This window comes from Stutzerimonas stutzeri (assembly GCF_000935215.1).
Lineage (GTDB): Bacteria > Pseudomonadota > Gammaproteobacteria > Pseudomonadales > Pseudomonadaceae > Stutzerimonas.
This window is the reverse complement of sequence record NZ_JXXD01000240.1, coordinates 1-14,202: the sequence shown is the minus strand read 5'-3', so window position 1 is coordinate 14,202 and position 14,202 is coordinate 1. Positions and strand designations below refer to the sequence as shown.

The window sequence follows — 14,202 nt, the reverse complement described above, 5'->3', positions numbered from 1 at the left end:
CTGCAAAACAAGATTCCTATGGTCGCTCCGCATCTCGCTCAGTAGCATAGGCCACCCCTTTGGCAAGCCGCATCAGGACCGACATGGACCGCGTACACAACCTGCTCGAGCAGATCCAGCGCCGCATCGAAGACCTCAACAAGGCCGAGCGCAAGGTCGCCGAGGTGATCCTGCGCAATCCGCAGCAGGCGACCCGCTTCAGCATCGCCACCCTGGCGCAGACCGCGCAGGTCAGCGAACCGACAGTGAATCGCTTCTGTCGCTCGTTCGGCGTCAGCGGCTATCCGGAACTGAAGATGCAACTGGCGCAGAGCCTGGCCAGCGGCGCCGCCTACGTCAGCCAGGCAGTGGAGCCCGACGACGGCCCGGCGGAATACACGCGCAAGATTTTCGGCTCGGCCATCGCCTCGCTGGACAGCGCCTGCCAGAGCCTCGATCCGCAGCTGGTCAGCCGAGCCGTCGACCTGATGATCCAGGCCCGGCAGATCCACTTCTTCGGCCTCGGTGCCTCAGCCTCGGTGGCACTGGATGCGCAGCACAAATTCTTCCGCTTCAACCTGGCAGTGACCGCGCATTCGGACGTGCTGATGCAGCGTATGCTGGCCTCGGTGGCGCATACCGGCGAGCTGTTCGTGATCATTTCCTACACCGGGCGCACCCGCGAACTGGTGGAGGTGGCGCGTATCGCGCGGCAGAACGGCGCCTCGGTACTCGGCCTGACTGCCGCCGGCTCACCACTGGCGCAGGCCAGCACGCTGAGCCTGAACATTCCGCTGCCCGAGGACACCGACATCTACATGCCGATGACCTCACGCATCATCCAGCTCACCGTGCTCGACGTGCTCGCCACCGGCATGACCCTGCGCCGCGGCGTGGACTTCCAGCCGCACCTGCGCAAGGTAAAGGAAAGCCTCAATGCCAGCCGCTACCCGGCGGATGAAGAGCCGAGCTAAGGCAACCGCGCCGGCGCGAGATGCCGGATGTTGCTATAACAACATCCCGCCATCACCACGCCCAATACCGCCACGTCAGCATGCCAGCGCCTGCTCCAGCGCCACCCCGGCGCCCTCCAGCCCCGGATAGTCAGCGGTGACCAGCCACACCGGTACATCGCCGAGATAGCTGCTCATGGAACCCTTGCTGGCGAAGCCTCGGGCGAAACCACTGGCCGCGAAAAAATCGGCGAAACGCGGCACCACACCACCGACGATATACACCCCACCGCGCGCGCCGAGCGTGAGCACGTTGTTGCCGGCGACCCGCCCGAGCCACACGCAGAACTGCTCCAGGGTCGCCACCGCGACATGATCACCAGCGAGCGCAGCCGCCGTGACCTCAGCCGGCGACGCCAGTCGCGGCATCAAACCGGCCAGGGCACAGACCGCACGATAGAGCAGCAACAGGCCACCGCCACTGAGCACGTCTTCGGCACGCACATGGCCAAGCTGGGCGAACAGCATCTGCCACAGCGCCGCCTCGTGCGCATCCGCTACGGGCAGATCGACGTGTCCGCCCTCCCCCGGCAGCGCGCGCCAGCTGCCACCACCCAAGGGCAGCAACGCGGCGACGCCAAGCCCCGTGCCCGGCCCGATGACCAGTGCCGGCGCATCGGGCTCGGCCTCGCCAGCACAGATCATGCGCCGCCCCGCTTCGCCTACCCGCGTCATGCCCAGCGCCATCGCGGCGAAGTCATTGATCAGCAGCAGCTCGTCCAACTGCAGGGCACCACAGAAGTCGCGGCGCGTCAGCCGCCAGTGATTGTTGGTGAAAGTGAACTGCTTGCCCTTGACCGGCCCGGCGCAGGCCAGGCACATGGCGCGAATGCTGCCCGGCGCCAGGCCGAGCGTTGACAGGTAATGTTCGACTGCCTGTTCCGGGGTTTCGAAATCCGCCGCAGCCAGCACTTGCACCGCCTCCAACTGCGAGTCGCGCCACAGCGCGAAGCGCGCATTGGTTCCGCCGATATCTCCGACCAGCGCCAGTGTCATCGCAGCGCCTCCAGCCCGGCCGTGAACACACTGGCGCCCTGCTCGGCGGAGCTGAACGCCGAGCGCATAAAGCCGAACAGCTCGCGCCCGCAGCCCTGCACCTGTGCCGCAGGCGCTGCTGCCGGGGAACGATCGGCCAGCTCGGCGGCATCGACCAGCACCTCAAGCACGCCGCTCTGCCCATCCACACGCAGCAGATCGCCGTCACGCACGCGCGCCAGCGGGCCGCCATCGATTGCCTCGGGGCACACATGGATCGCCGCCGGCACCTTGCCCGACGCACCGGACATGCGCCCGTCGGTGACCAGCGCGACCTTGAAACCGCGGTCCTGCAGCAGACCGAGATAGGGCGTCAGCTTGTGCAACTCGGGCATACCGTTGGCACGCGGCCCCTGGAAGCGCACCACTGCAACGACGTCGCGCTCCAGCTCGCCCGCCTTGAACGCCTCGACCAGCTCCAGCTGATCGGCAAAGACCCGCGCCGGCGCTTCCACGACGCGATGCTCGGGCGCCACGGCGGACACCTTCATCACGCCACGACCGAGATTGCCGCTCATCACCCGCAGCCCGCCTTCAGCCGAGAACGGCCGCGCGACCGGCCGCAGGATGCTTTCGTCCAGGCTCGCCGCAGCGCCTTCACGCCAAGTCAGCCGACCGTCTTCGAGGAAGGGCTCCTGGGTGTAGCGATTGAGGCCGCGACCCATCACGGTATGCACATCCTCGTGCAGCAGGCCGGCCGCGAGCAGCTCGCGCACCAGCAGCGCGACGCCGCCCGCGGCATGGAAGTGATTGATGTCGGCTGAACCATTGGGATAGACCCGCGCCAGCGTCGGCACCACTGCGGAAAGGTCGGCCATGTCCTGCCAGGTCAGCTGGATGCCCGCCGCCTGGGCGATGGCCGGCATGTGCAGGGTGTGATTGGTCGAGCCGCCGGTGGCATGCAGCGCGACGATGGCGTTGACCAATACGCGCTCGTCGACGAGCTCACCGAGCGGCGTGAAGCTGCCGCCCTGTGGCGTCAGTCGAGTGACCTGCCGCGCGGCCTCGGCGGTCAGCGCATCGCGCAATAGCGTGCCCGGGTTGACGAAGGAAGAGCCCGGCAAGTGCAGGCCCATGACCTCCATCAGCATCTGGTTGGTATTGGCGGTGCCGTAGAAGGTACAGGTACCGGGACTGTGATAGGCCTGCATTTCCGCCGCCAGCAGCTCGTCGCGACCTGCCTTGCCTTCGGCGTAGCGCTGGCGCACCGCGGCCTTGTCCTTGTTGGCCAGGCCGGACGGCATCGGCCCGGCCGGCACGAACACAGCGGGCAGATGCCCGAAGCGCAGCGCACCGATCAGCAACCCGGGAACGATCTTGTCGCAGATGCCGAGCAGCAGCGCCCCATCGAACAGGTTGTGCGACAGCGCCACCGCGGTGCTCATGGCGATCACCTCGCGACTGGCAATGGCCAGCTCCATGCCCGGCTCGCCCTGGGTGACACCGTCACACATCGCCGGCACACCGCCGGCCACCTGCCCCACCGAGCCGATATCGCGCAGCGCCTGGCGCAGGCGCTCGGGGTAGTCCTCATAGGGCTGATGCGCCGAGAGCATGTCGTTGTAGGCCGTGACGATGGCGATGTTGGCCGCATCCGGCAGCCGCAGGCGCTGCTTGTCCTGCGCGCCGCAACCGGCAACGCCATGGGCGAAGTTCGCGCATTGCGCGCCGTTGCGAGCAGGCCCGGCACTGGCAGCGCCGCGAACCATGGCGAGATAGGCTTCGCGCGTAGGCCGGCTACGCTCGATCAGGCGCTCGGTAACTTCGACCACTACGGGATGCATGAAAACCTCCTGATTTGTAGTTTTTATAAACAATCAGGCGGCATCATAACGACGAGCGGGACGATTTCGAAGAAATATGTTTATTAAAACAACAAACTCACCACCCTCAACGACGTAGCAGTTCTAGCTGACGACGTAGCTGGGCGGCTTGCGCCTTTTCCGCCCGCAGCCCGGAAGTCAACTCAGCCTTGTCCTGCTCCAGGCGCACGATCACCTGACCGAGGCCATCCAGCAGTTCGCGTAGCACTTCCAGTTCTCGGCATTGGCTCTGCCGGCCCATCCATAGCAGCCAGAGCAGTACCAGTAGCACCATCACGCCGCACAGCGAGGTGCCGATCAGCAGCCAGGCGAGGCTCATTGCACTCATCGTTTCGCTCCTTTGCTTGCGGCGCAATGCCGCTTCCAGAGGCTCAACGATATGTAGCTTATGACGACAGGTCGATAATGTTTACTTGCACAGGTAAACATTTGCAGCAGGTCATTGCCGCCATCTGCTAGTGAAGGACGGCTATGGACCACGCAGGCCGCCCGGCGATGTGCCAGCATGACGCAGCGCCACTGCGACCACCTGTCGTGATTCCTTACAGGTCGACAGAGGATTACTCGCCGACGTCCACCGGTCGCCGCACATCGTCGTCATGGCCAGGGTCGCGATGTTCCAGCTGCAGGAACAATGCGGCAGCGAGCATCGCCATACCGCCGACGCAGAGAAACGTCAGCTGAAATGCCCGCAGCACCTCGCTGCCCTGCGCGTCGTCCACGGTGAAGCCTCCCAGCAGCGCACCGGCGGTGGCGACGCCAAGGCTCATTGATAGCTGCACCACCACCGACAGCAGGCTGTTGCCGCTACTGGCGTCGGCATGACTAAGGCCGACCAGGGTGACGGTGTTCATCGCGGTGAACTGCATCGAGTTGACCATGCCGATCAGGCCCAGATGCACCAGCAGCAGCCACGTCGGCGTTTGTCCATCGATGGTCGCCAGACTGGCGATCAGGCAGCCGAGCAGCAGCGTGTTGCCGATCAGCAGACGGCGATAACCGAGACGATCGATGATCGGCTTGGCCAGGGATTTGACCGCCATCGCACCCAAGGCCAGCGGAATCATGCTCATCCCGGCCTGCGCTGGCGAATAGCCAAGCGCCACCTGCAGCAGCAATGGCAACAGGAACGGCAGCGCGCCACCACCCAGCCGGGCAAACAGGTTGCCGAAGATGCCCACCGCAAAGCTGCGCGTATGGAACAGCTTGGGGCTGAACAGCGGCGCATCGATGCGCCCGGCGCGCAGCCAGTAGGCCGCCATGCAAGCTGCGCCGCCGAACAGCAGCAGCATCACGCGGGCATGCGACATGTGCATCTGGCCGAGCCCCTCGAGCGCGATGGTGACCAGCACCATCGCTGCGCCGAACAGCAGGAAGCCGAGCGTATCGAAGCGTACCCGCTCGGGCCCTTTGAGATCGGGCATGAAGCGCAGCGCGGCGATGCAGCCAATCACGCCCACCGGCAGATTGATCAGGAATATCCAGTGCCAGGAGGCGTACTCCACCAGCCAGCCACCCAGGGTTGGCCCGAGCAACGGGCCGACCAGTCCTGGCAGCGCGATAAAGGCCATGATCCGCACGAAGTCGCTGCGCGGAAATGCCCGCAGCACCACCAGCCGCCCCACCGGCAGCATCAGCGCTCCGCCCAGCGCCTGCAGCACGCGGGAAGCCACCAGCTGGTTGAAGCTGGTAGACAACGCGCACAACAGCGAGCCCACGGAAAACAGCACGATGGCGGTCACGAAGATGCGCCGGCTACCGAAGCGGTCAGCAATCCAGCCGGATGCCGGAATCAGCAACGCCACCGTGAGCATGTAGGCGATCACAACGCCCTGCATACGCAGCGGGTTTTCCGCCAGATCGCGCGCCATGGCGGGCAGCGCGGTATTGAGAATGGTGCCGTCCAGCGTCTGCATGAAGAAGGCGATGGCCACCAGCCACGGCAAAATCCGCGCGGTACGGGCGTCGAGTGAGACGGGCGGTTGCATGAAGTCCCCGGATACGAAAGGTGCACCATCTTAGAGGATTCGTTCGGCGCCGGTTCGGGTCGCTGCTCCCCGCACACCCACACCAAGCGCCACTGTGACGACCTGTCGCAGTTAGCCTGCAGCGCCCGCAAACAGCCGTCTGCAGCGGCATACAGCTTTGCATTCAGACACCGGTAACAAAATATTTCTTGGGAAATTGACGCGAATCATTATCATTCGGAAGCGCAAGTGCAATCTTCGCTCCGTCCTTTTCTGTTTCCGGAGAATTCCCAATGCGCATCCCCGCCACACTGGCCATCACCACTCTGCTGCTCACCCCGCTCGCCCCGCTCGCCCAGGCGAAGGAATACCCCATCGGCGAACCGCAGCAGTGCGGCGGCATGGAGGTCGGCGCGGTGTATCTACAGCCGGTCGAAATGGACCCACCGGGCATGATGCGTGCCGCGGCCGAGTCCGACGTGCATCTCGAGGCCGATATCAGCGCCACCGAAGACAACCGCAACGGCTGGCAGGAAGGCAGCTTCGTGCCATATCTGAGCATCCACTACACGCTGCGCAAGAAGGGTTCCGACGAAGTCGTCGAAGGCGATTTCCATCCGATGGTGGCAAACGACGGCCCGCACTACGGTGACAACGTCAAGCTGCTCGGCCCAGGCAAGTACCAGTTGACCTACAAGATCCTGCCGCCAGGCTCGGGGCACAACATGTTCGGTCGCCACACCGACAAGGAAACCGGCGTCGCCCCCTGGTTCGAAGGCTGCGAGCTGACGTACGAGTTCACCTACGCCGGCATCGGCAAGAAAGGGGGCTACTGATGCGTCGCGCCGGGCAATCGCTGCTCGGCGTGCTGCCGCTACTGGTCGGGCTCGCGAGCCCGGCGCAGGCCGCGCTGCCGACGTACGAGCTGACCATACGTGACGGCCACTTCGAACCAGCGACCATCGAAGTCCCTGCCCGCCAGCGCTTCAAGATCATCGTGCACAACGCCGGTAGCGGGCCGACCGAGTTCGAGAGCACCCCGCTACGCGTCGAGAAGGTGCTGTCACCCGGGGTGACCTCCTTCGTCGTGATCCACCCGCTGAAGCCGGGCCGCTACCCATTCTTCGACGAATTCCATATGGATCTTCCCGAAGGCGAGATCGTCGCCAAGTAGTTGCTTTTCTGAGGAGAGTCCCATGGGCCAATCCATGTTCATCGTCTGGCGCGAAAGCGTCGAGGCTCTGCTGGTCATCGGCATCCTGCATGCCTGGCTGCGCCAGCAACCAGGCGCGGGCAATGCGTTGCGCATGCTCTGGGCCGGTGTCGCCGCCGGTCTCGGTCTGGCCGCTGCGCTGGGCTGGGGCGTACTGCAGGCCGGCGACTGGCTGGCGGGCAGCGGTGGCGAATGGTTCCAGTGCGCGATGTTGCTGGTAGCCAGCCTGCTGATCCTGCACATGGTCGGCTGGATGCATCAGCATGGCCGCACGCTGAAGACCAGCCTGCAGAACAGCGCCGCGGAAAAGCTCAGCCAGGGCAGCGGCATCGGCCTGTTGCTGCTGGCCATGCTCGCCGTGGGCCGTGAAGGCAGCGAGACAGTGGTGTTCCTCTACGGCATCGGTAACCAGCAGGCGGGTATGGACCTCACCCGCTTCGTCATCGGCGGTGTACTCGGTTTCGTCCTCGCAGTGCTCAGTTATGCAGCCCTGCAGGCCGGCAGCCGCTACTTCAGCTGGCGGCGTTTCTTCCAGGTCAGCGAGGTGATTTTGCTGCTGCTCGGTGGCGCCCTGCTGATGGCCGCGCTGGATCGCTTCAGCGGCCAGCTGATGGGCATGGACGTGCCGGAAGTGTTCTATACGGTGTTCGGCGATCCGCTCTGGGACACCTCCGCCCTGCTGGATGACGGCAGCGCGTTGGGCGGCACCCTCGCCGGCCTCACCGGCTACCGCGCCATGCCGTCACTGGCCGCGGTGGTGACACTTGCCCTGTACTGGCTCGCCGCATGGGCCTGGCTCAAACCGCGGGCGCAGGTGCAGCTCGCTGCGAGGCCAGCATGATCACCCAGGCGCCGTGGCTGGCGCGACTCGGTGACCTGCTGCGCCAGCATGCGAAAGCCATTCGCGCGCTGCAGTGGCTGGTGGTGGGGTTCTACCTGACGCTGCTGGTGATCCCCGCCTTTCTTGATCTGCCGCCGGCCCAGGCCGGCATGCTCGATAACCTGACGGTACTGGCGCAGTTCATCTTCTGGGGCCTGTGGTGGCCCTTCGTGCTGCTGTCGATGATCTTCTTCGGTCGCCTGTGGTGCGGCGTGCTCTGCCCCGAAGGCTCGCTCAGCGAATGGATCAGCTGGCGCGGGCTGAACAAACGCACGCCGCGCTGGGTGCGCTGGAGCGGCTGGCCGACCATCGCCTTTATCCTCACCACCGTCTACGGCCAGCTGATCAGCGTCTATGACTACGCCCAGGCGGCACTGCTGATCCTCGGCGGCTCCACCGTCGCGGCGATGCTGGTGGGCTTTCTCTACGGCCGCGGCAAGCGGGTCTGGTGCCGCCATCTGTGCCCGGTCAGCGGCGTGTTCGCCCTCCTCGCCCGCTTGGCGCCGGTGCACTACAAGGTCGACGAACAGCGCTGGCTGGAAAATCGCGAACCGCACCTGCCGACACCCAACTGCGCCCCGCTGATCGACATCCGTCGCATGCAGGGTAATGCCGATTGCCATGCCTGTGGCCGCTGCAGCAGCCAGCGGGGCGCAGTGCAGCTGAGCGCCCGTTCGCCCAATTCTGAAATCCTCATCGTCGGCGGTCAGCAGCAAAGCGATCACTGGGACAGCACCCTGTTGCTGTTCGGCATGATCGGTCTGGCGATGGGCGCCTTCCAGTGGACGGTCAGTCCCTGGTTCATCACCCTCAAGCAGGCCGCGGCGGAATGGCTGGTGGATCGCGACATCTTCTGGCCGCTGGAAGCCAATGCGCCCTGGTGGCTGCTGACCCATTATCCGCAGGCCAACGACGCCTTCACCTGGCTCGATGGCGCCGTGATCCTCACCTACATCTTCGGTGCCTCGTTGCTCGTTGGCGGCGCGCTGTGGCTGCTGCTGCGTGCGGCCGTGCGGGTGATGCGCCGTGGCGACAATGTGTTCCAGCACCTCGCATTGGCACTGGTGCCGCTGGGTGGCGCCGGGCTGTTTCTCGGCCTGTCCGCCACCACGGTCAAGCTGCTGCGCTACGAGGGCTTCCTGCTGGCCTGGGCGCAACCGGCTCGCGCCGCGCTGCTGATCGGCGCCGTGGCGTGGAGTCTGTACCTGGCCTGGAACGTGATCAGCCGTCACGGCGGCAACGGCCTGCGCCGGCTGCTGGCGTTCGCCTGCGTCAACGCCGGTTGCGCGCTGGTGGGCTATGGCTGGTGGCTGCAGTTCTGGGGCTGGAGCTGAGGTCGATGAGGCATTGAGTGGGCCGCCCGCTGCGGCCCACATACACCTAACCTCGCAAAACGAACGAAGGGAACAGCTGGTCCAGCCGTTCCCACAGGCGCTGCTGATCGTAGGGTGCGCGGCTCTCGGCGAGGCTGTCGTCGAGCATGCGCGCGGTGCGCACGCACTGCACGGCGAAGCGTTCGACACCCAGCCGGCGCAGGCGCTGAGCCATGTCCCACAGCATGTCGGCGTCGAACAGTTGCCAGTGCACGGTGGTCCGGCACTCATGCTCGACGCCGCTTTCCAGCAGGTGTTCGAGACTCTTCCAGTTGGCCTTGCCGCTGCCATCCACGCCGGTGATCGCGCTGCTGTGCTCGGGTAGCGCCTTGATGTCGAAACCGACCCAATCCACCAGCGGCAGGATGTTGGCGAACAGCTTCGGCTTGATGCCGGCGCTGTGCAGGCCGACCTTGTAGCCCAGCGCCCGCACCTGGGCGATGGCCTCGGGCAGCGCGGTCTGCAGGGTCGGCTCGCCACCGCTGAACACCACCGCCTCGAGCAGGCCGACGCGCTGTTCGAGAAAGGCGAGAATCTCCGGCCAGGGCTTTTCCTCACTGCCACAGGCGGGGATCAGCTGCGGGTTGTGGCAGTAGCGGCAGCGCCAGCCGCAACCCTGGCAGAACAGCACGCAGGCCAGATGGTCTGGGAAATCCAGCGTGGTCAGGGGGACCAGCCCCCCGACGCGAAGTGCTGCGGTCACCGCGCCGCTGCTTCAGTGAAATGCAGGCGCTCGCGATGCTCGGACTGCTTGCCCGGGTTGAAAGCGGTAACCGGGCGGTGATAGCCCATCACGCGGGTCCAGACTTCGCAACGTTGGCGCTGGTCCTGGGGCAGTTGGCTGGCTGGGTTCATGGTGACGCTCCTTTTGCTTAGGGTTGATTATGCGGCGCCGCACCTATTGGAGCGGCGTGACACGGGATCGCAGATCAGACCGCCAGGGCCGCTTCGGCTTGCTGCTTGTGCAGCAGCGCCTCATCGCACTTCGGGCAGAACTCGTGCTCGCCAGCGAGATAACCGTGCACCGGGCAGATCGAGAAGGTGGGCGTTACCGTCAGGTAAGGCAGGCGGTAACGCGACAGCGCATTGCGTACCAGCTTCTTGCAGGCCTCAGCCGACGAAATCTGCTCGGCCATGTACAGGTGCAGCACGGTGCCGCCGGTGTACTTGCACTGCAGCTCGTCCTGCAGCTCCAGGGCCTCGAAGGGGTCGTCGGTGAAGCCGACCGGCAGTTGCGAGGAGTTGGTGTAGTACGGCGCCTCGGCCGAACCCGCCTGGAGGATGTCGGGGAAGCGCTTGCGGTCTTCCTTGGCGAAACGATAGGTGGTGCCTTCGGCCGGCGTCGCCTCGAGGTTGTAGAGGTGCCCAGTGTCTTCTTGGAACTGCACCAGCCGCGCCCGCACGTGGTCGAGCACCTCGATCGCCAGGGCGCGACCGCCAGCGGTCTGCAGCCCCTCGGTGTCGTCGGTGAAGTTGCGCACCATCTCGTGCAAGCCGTTCACCCCGATGGTGGAGAAGTGATTGCGCAGCGTGCCCAGATAACGCTTGGTGTAGGGGTAGAGCCCGGCATCCATATGGTGCTGGATGACCTTGCGCTTGACCTCCAGACTCTGCCGCGCCATGTCCAGCAGCGCATCCAGCTGTTCGAGCAGCGCCGCCTTGTCACCACGGTAGAGATAGCCCAGCCGCGCACAGTTGACCGTCACCACGCCCAGCGAACCGGTCTGCTCGGCAGAGCCGAACAGCCCGCCACCGCGCTTGAGCAGCTCGCGCACGTCCAGCTGCAGGCGGCAGCACATCGAACGCACCTGGTTCGGCTGCATGTCCGAATTAAGGAAGTTCTGGAAGTACGGCAGCCCGTAGCGCGCCGTCATCTCGAACAGGCGCTCGGCGTTCTCGCTGTCCCAGGGGAAGTCGTGGGTGATGTTGTAGGTCGGGATCGGGAAGGTGAAAACCCGGCCGAGGCCGTCACCGGCCTGCATCACTTCTATATAGGCACGGTTGATCAGCTCCATCTCGGCCTGCAGCTCGCCGTAGGCGAAGGGCATCTCCTCGCCGCCGATGTAGGGGATCTGTTCGCGCAGGTCTTCCGGGCAGACCCAGTCGAAGGTCAGGTTGGTGAACGGGGTCTGCGTGCCCCAGCGCGACGGCACGTTGAGGTTGTAGATGAACTCCTGAATGGCCTGGCGGATTTCGGCGAAGCCAAGGTTGTCCTTGCGCACGAACGGTGCGAGGTAGGTATCGAAGCTGCTGAACGCCTGCGCGCCGGCCCACTCGTTCTGCAGCGTGCCGAGAAAATTGACCATCTGCCCCAGCGCGCTGGACAGGTGCTTGGGCGGGCCGGCCTCAACCCGCCCCGGAATCCCGTTGAAGCCCTCATTGAGCAGGGTCCGCAGTGACCAGCCAGCGCAATAGCCGGCGAGCATGTCCAGGTCATGGATATGCAGATCGCCTTCGCGATGCGCCGTGCCGATCTCCGGGCTGTAGACCTCGTCCAGCCAGTAGTTGGCGGTGACCTTGCCAGACACGTTGAGGATCAGCCCGCCGAGTGAGTAGCCCTGGTTGGCGTTGGCGCGCACCCGCCAGTCTTCGCGGGAGAGGTATTCGTTCATCGAGGCGGCGACGTCGACCACCACCTTGCGATCTCGGCGCAGACGCGCATGGCGTTCGCGGTAGACGATGTAGGCCCGGGCGGTATCGAAGTAGCCGGCTGCCATCAGGGCACGCTCGACGCCGTCCTGCACCTGCTCCACCTCCACCGCCGTGCGATGGGCCAGTTGCTGACGAACGGCCTGGGCCAATGCCTGCGCCACTGCCAACTCGAACTCGCCGGTCGCCGCGCCCGCCGCCGCGATGGCGCGCTCGATCTTGTCCACTTCGAACGCCGCCAGTCGGCCATCGCGCTTGCGCAGTGAAACCGGTTTCGCCACCTCTGCCTGCCTGGGCATCAACGCCTCCATAACCATATGTAGTGAATTTATTCGCAAGAAACACAATATGGTGTGACTTTAGAGGTGGAACCTCATTACCGAATTGATCATCGTCAAGCACAGGCAAGTGATCGCCCGACGGCGCCGACGGCTCATGGCCGACACTCTTGTCCGTGATCAAGGAAGCGGCGGACACCGGACTCCTAGGATGCAGGCTGATAAACCCGGTTCAATCCGGGGGAGGACACATGCTCACTGAAAAAACCCTGGTCGCGGAATTGCGCCGCCACCATCTGTTCAGCCGACTGCCCGAGGCGGCGTTACAGGAGGTGTGCACCTCTGCCAACCTGAAGCGCCTGCCTGCGGGGGCCTCGCTGTTTCATCAGGGCGATAAGGCCGACCGCTTCTATTTCCTCTTCAGCGGCCAGATCAAGCTGCACCGCGTAGTCTGCGACGGGCAGGAGAAGCTGGTGGAAGTGATGCGTGCCGGTGAATCGTTCGCCGAAGCGCTGTTGTTCAAGGGCACGCCGAGCTATCCGGTCAGCGCCACCGCGCTAAAGGCCAGCCTGGTGGCGAGCCTGAACGGGCCGCATTACCGGCGAATTCTCGAGCAGCACCCGGATATCTGCCTAGACATCCTCGCCACCCTGAGCATTCGTCTGCACCAGCGTATGACCGAGATCGACACCCTCACCCTGGCCAACGCCAGCCATCGCGTGGTGCGCTTTCTCGCGCAATCGCAGCAGGACGACAGCGGCGTGGTGGTGCTCGATGTGCCGAAACGCTTGATCGCGTCGAAACTGGGCATTCAGCCGGAAACCTTCTCGCGCATCCTGCATCGGCTGATCGACGCCGGAACCATATCGGTCCAGCGGCGACGCATCGAGATTCTCGACAACCGCAAGCTCGCCGCCTATGACGAGTGACCTGCGGCAGAACGCCCCAGTGTTCTTGATTGCTGTCAAAGCCAGTCGCCGGCGCGCCTTGGAAAATGACCCGCGCCACGCCACCGTCAGGAAAACGCGATGATCACCACAACGCCTGCGCCCCTGGTCTATTCATGCTCCGGTTGTTCGAATGTCGCGCAGCTGGCCAACACCCTGGCGGTGCGTCTCGATCGCGCCGGGCTGGCGGAAATGTCCTGCATCGCCGGCGTCGGCGGGCGCGTTGCAGCGCTGGTGAAGAAAGCCAACTCCGGCCGCCCCATTCTCGCCATCGACGGCTGCCCGATGCATTGCGCCCGCGCCTGCCTCGCGCAGCACGGCGTGACACCCGACGTGCACATCACCCTCAGCAGCTACGGCTTGCGCAAGCGCTATCGGGAAGACTGCAGCGAGGAGGAGATCAGCGCGCTGTTCGATGACATGAAAGACATTATCGCCAGTGACCGGATGCAGTTGCGCACGGCCTGAAACCCACGGACTGAGCGTGTCGCTGGAATCGCGGAACAGTTCGTTCCAGCGGGTAGCGCGCCCTGCGCCCCCCGCACTGCTGCGCCGCGCCGGGGCGGTCCGCCAGCCTGAGCCTTGCAGGCGCAGGCAGTTTGCGACGGCTGCGGGCGGAACAATCGGTCAGGCTCTGGCCGCCTGTGCCCGGCCGGCCGCCGCCACCTCCTCGCCGGCACCCTGCAGCAGTTTCCACAGCCAGCTCGGCAGCGTGTCGGGGTCGAGACTGTCGATCAGATTCTTGATCGCCAGGCCCAGCTCGGTATCACCCTCGATAACCAGCCGGCGGCGGAAGAACAGCGTATCCGGGTCTTCCTGACGGCTGGCCAACAGCAGGAACTCGCGCCAGTTGCCGCGAATGGTCACCTCCACCGGTGCCTGCGCCGCAATGCGCAGCTGCTCGCGCTCGCAGGTCAGGCACCAGGCAAGGCCGAGGTCGGCGACTTCGAGCTTCATCCAGTGGCCGTCAAGCACGTCAAAGGCGCCGTCGCTCAGTGCTTCGGCGAATACCTGATTGAGGCTGCGCTCCAGCGCAAGGCGCTGG

Annotated in this window: 15 protein-coding genes; 7 read left to right on the top strand and 8 right to left on the bottom strand. The window is 65.0% G+C overall.

The annotated features are described in order from the left end of the window. The first annotated feature begins 83 nt into the window (after nt 1–83). On the top strand, nt 84–953 hold the full coding sequence (locus LO50_RS20300; protein ID WP_014820929.1) for a MurR/RpiR family transcriptional regulator: 870 nt from the start codon (nt 84–86) through the stop codon (nt 951–953). 75 nt (nt 954–1,028) lie between these two features. On the opposite strand, the gene LO50_RS20295 is transcribed toward LO50_RS20300, so the two are convergent. From LO50_RS20295 to mdtD, 4 genes are all read right to left on the bottom strand, one after another. After that, nucleotides 1,029–1,988 (bottom strand): glucokinase, encoded by a 960-nt coding sequence (locus tag LO50_RS20295; RefSeq protein WP_044316170.1) that lies wholly within the window; start codon nt 1,986–1,988, stop codon nt 1,029–1,031. Then, the gene (edd, locus tag LO50_RS20290; protein WP_044316169.1) at nt 1,985–3,811 is read right to left on the bottom strand and encodes a phosphogluconate dehydratase; all 1,827 of its coding nucleotides are present in this window, start codon (nt 3,809–3,811) and stop codon (nt 1,985–1,987) included. The genes LO50_RS20295 and edd overlap by 4 nt, the downstream gene beginning before the upstream one ends. A gap of 106 nt (nt 3,812–3,917) precedes the next feature. Beyond that, on the bottom strand, nt 3,918–4,178 hold the full coding sequence (locus LO50_RS20285) for a hypothetical protein (RefSeq protein WP_003299674.1): 261 nt from the start codon (nt 4,176–4,178) through the stop codon (nt 3,918–3,920). Between the two features lie 232 nt (nt 4,179–4,410). Next, nucleotides 4,411–5,838 carry a multidrug transporter subunit MdtD gene (mdtD, locus tag LO50_RS20280; RefSeq protein WP_041014500.1) on the bottom strand — a complete coding sequence of 476 codons (1,428 nt, stop codon included), beginning with the start codon at nt 5,836–5,838 and terminating at the stop codon, nt 4,411–4,413. A 272-nt stretch (nt 5,839–6,110) separates the two neighbouring features. Between mdtD and LO50_RS20275 the strand changes: the two genes are divergently transcribed. The 4 genes from LO50_RS20275 to LO50_RS20260 are packed head-to-tail and all read left to right on the top strand — an operon-like array spanning nt 6,111 to nt 9,244. Further along, complete coding sequence (locus LO50_RS20275) at nt 6,111–6,653, top strand: iron transporter (protein WP_044316168.1); 543 nt, start codon at nt 6,111–6,113, stop codon at nt 6,651–6,653. Then, nucleotides 6,653–6,991, top strand: a complete 339-nt coding sequence (locus LO50_RS20270) for a cupredoxin domain-containing protein (protein ID WP_003299677.1) — start codon at nt 6,653–6,655, stop codon at nt 6,989–6,991. Before LO50_RS20275 ends, LO50_RS20270 begins: the two co-directional genes overlap by 1 nt. Nucleotides 6,992–7,013: 22 nt before the next feature. After that, nucleotides 7,014–7,871 carry an FTR1 family iron permease gene (locus LO50_RS20265; RefSeq protein ID WP_044316167.1) on the top strand — a complete coding sequence of 286 codons (858 nt, stop codon included), beginning with the start codon at nt 7,014–7,016 and terminating at the stop codon, nt 7,869–7,871. Next, nucleotides 7,868–9,244: a 4Fe-4S binding protein gene (locus LO50_RS20260; RefSeq protein ID WP_044316202.1), complete on the top strand. Its 1,377-nt coding sequence runs from the start codon at nt 7,868–7,870 to the stop codon at nt 9,242–9,244. The genes LO50_RS20265 and LO50_RS20260 overlap by 4 nt, the downstream gene beginning before the upstream one ends. Before the next feature lie 46 nt (nt 9,245–9,290). Here LO50_RS20260 and LO50_RS20255 read toward each other — a convergent pair whose 3' ends face one another. The 3 genes from LO50_RS20255 to LO50_RS20245 form a co-directional block, all read right to left on the bottom strand. Continuing rightward, on the bottom strand, nt 9,291–9,986 hold the full coding sequence (locus LO50_RS20255) for an anaerobic ribonucleoside-triphosphate reductase activating protein (protein ID WP_042926192.1): 696 nt from the start codon (nt 9,984–9,986) through the stop codon (nt 9,291–9,293). Continuing rightward, entirely contained in the window at nt 9,983–10,138 is a 156-nt protein-coding gene (gene nrdD / locus LO50_RS20250) for an anaerobic ribonucleoside-triphosphate reductase (protein ID WP_003279708.1), read from the bottom strand. The genes LO50_RS20255 and nrdD overlap by 4 nt, the downstream gene beginning before the upstream one ends. 74 nt (nt 10,139–10,212) lie before the next feature. Continuing rightward, complete coding sequence (locus LO50_RS20245) at nt 10,213–12,231, bottom strand: ribonucleoside triphosphate reductase (RefSeq protein ID WP_044316166.1); 2,019 nt, start codon at nt 12,229–12,231, stop codon at nt 10,213–10,215. Nucleotides 12,232–12,461: 230 nt separating this feature from the next. Between LO50_RS20245 and LO50_RS20240 the strand changes: the two genes are divergently transcribed. Further along, nucleotides 12,462–13,139 carry a Crp/Fnr family transcriptional regulator gene (locus LO50_RS20240; RefSeq protein WP_003299686.1) on the top strand — a complete coding sequence of 226 codons (678 nt, stop codon included), beginning with the start codon at nt 12,462–12,464 and terminating at the stop codon, nt 13,137–13,139. Nucleotides 13,140–13,238: 99 nt separating this feature from the next. Then, the gene (locus tag LO50_RS20235) at nt 13,239–13,625 is read left to right on the top strand and encodes a putative zinc-binding protein (protein ID WP_003299688.1); all 387 of its coding nucleotides are present in this window, start codon (nt 13,239–13,241) and stop codon (nt 13,623–13,625) included. A 159-nt stretch (nt 13,626–13,784) separates the two neighbouring features. Here the strand turns inward: LO50_RS20235 and ubiT are convergent. Beyond that, nucleotides 13,785–14,202 (bottom strand): ubiquinone anaerobic biosynthesis accessory factor UbiT (ubiT, locus tag LO50_RS20230; protein ID WP_044316165.1); only part of this gene is annotated, 418 nt, incomplete at its 5' end.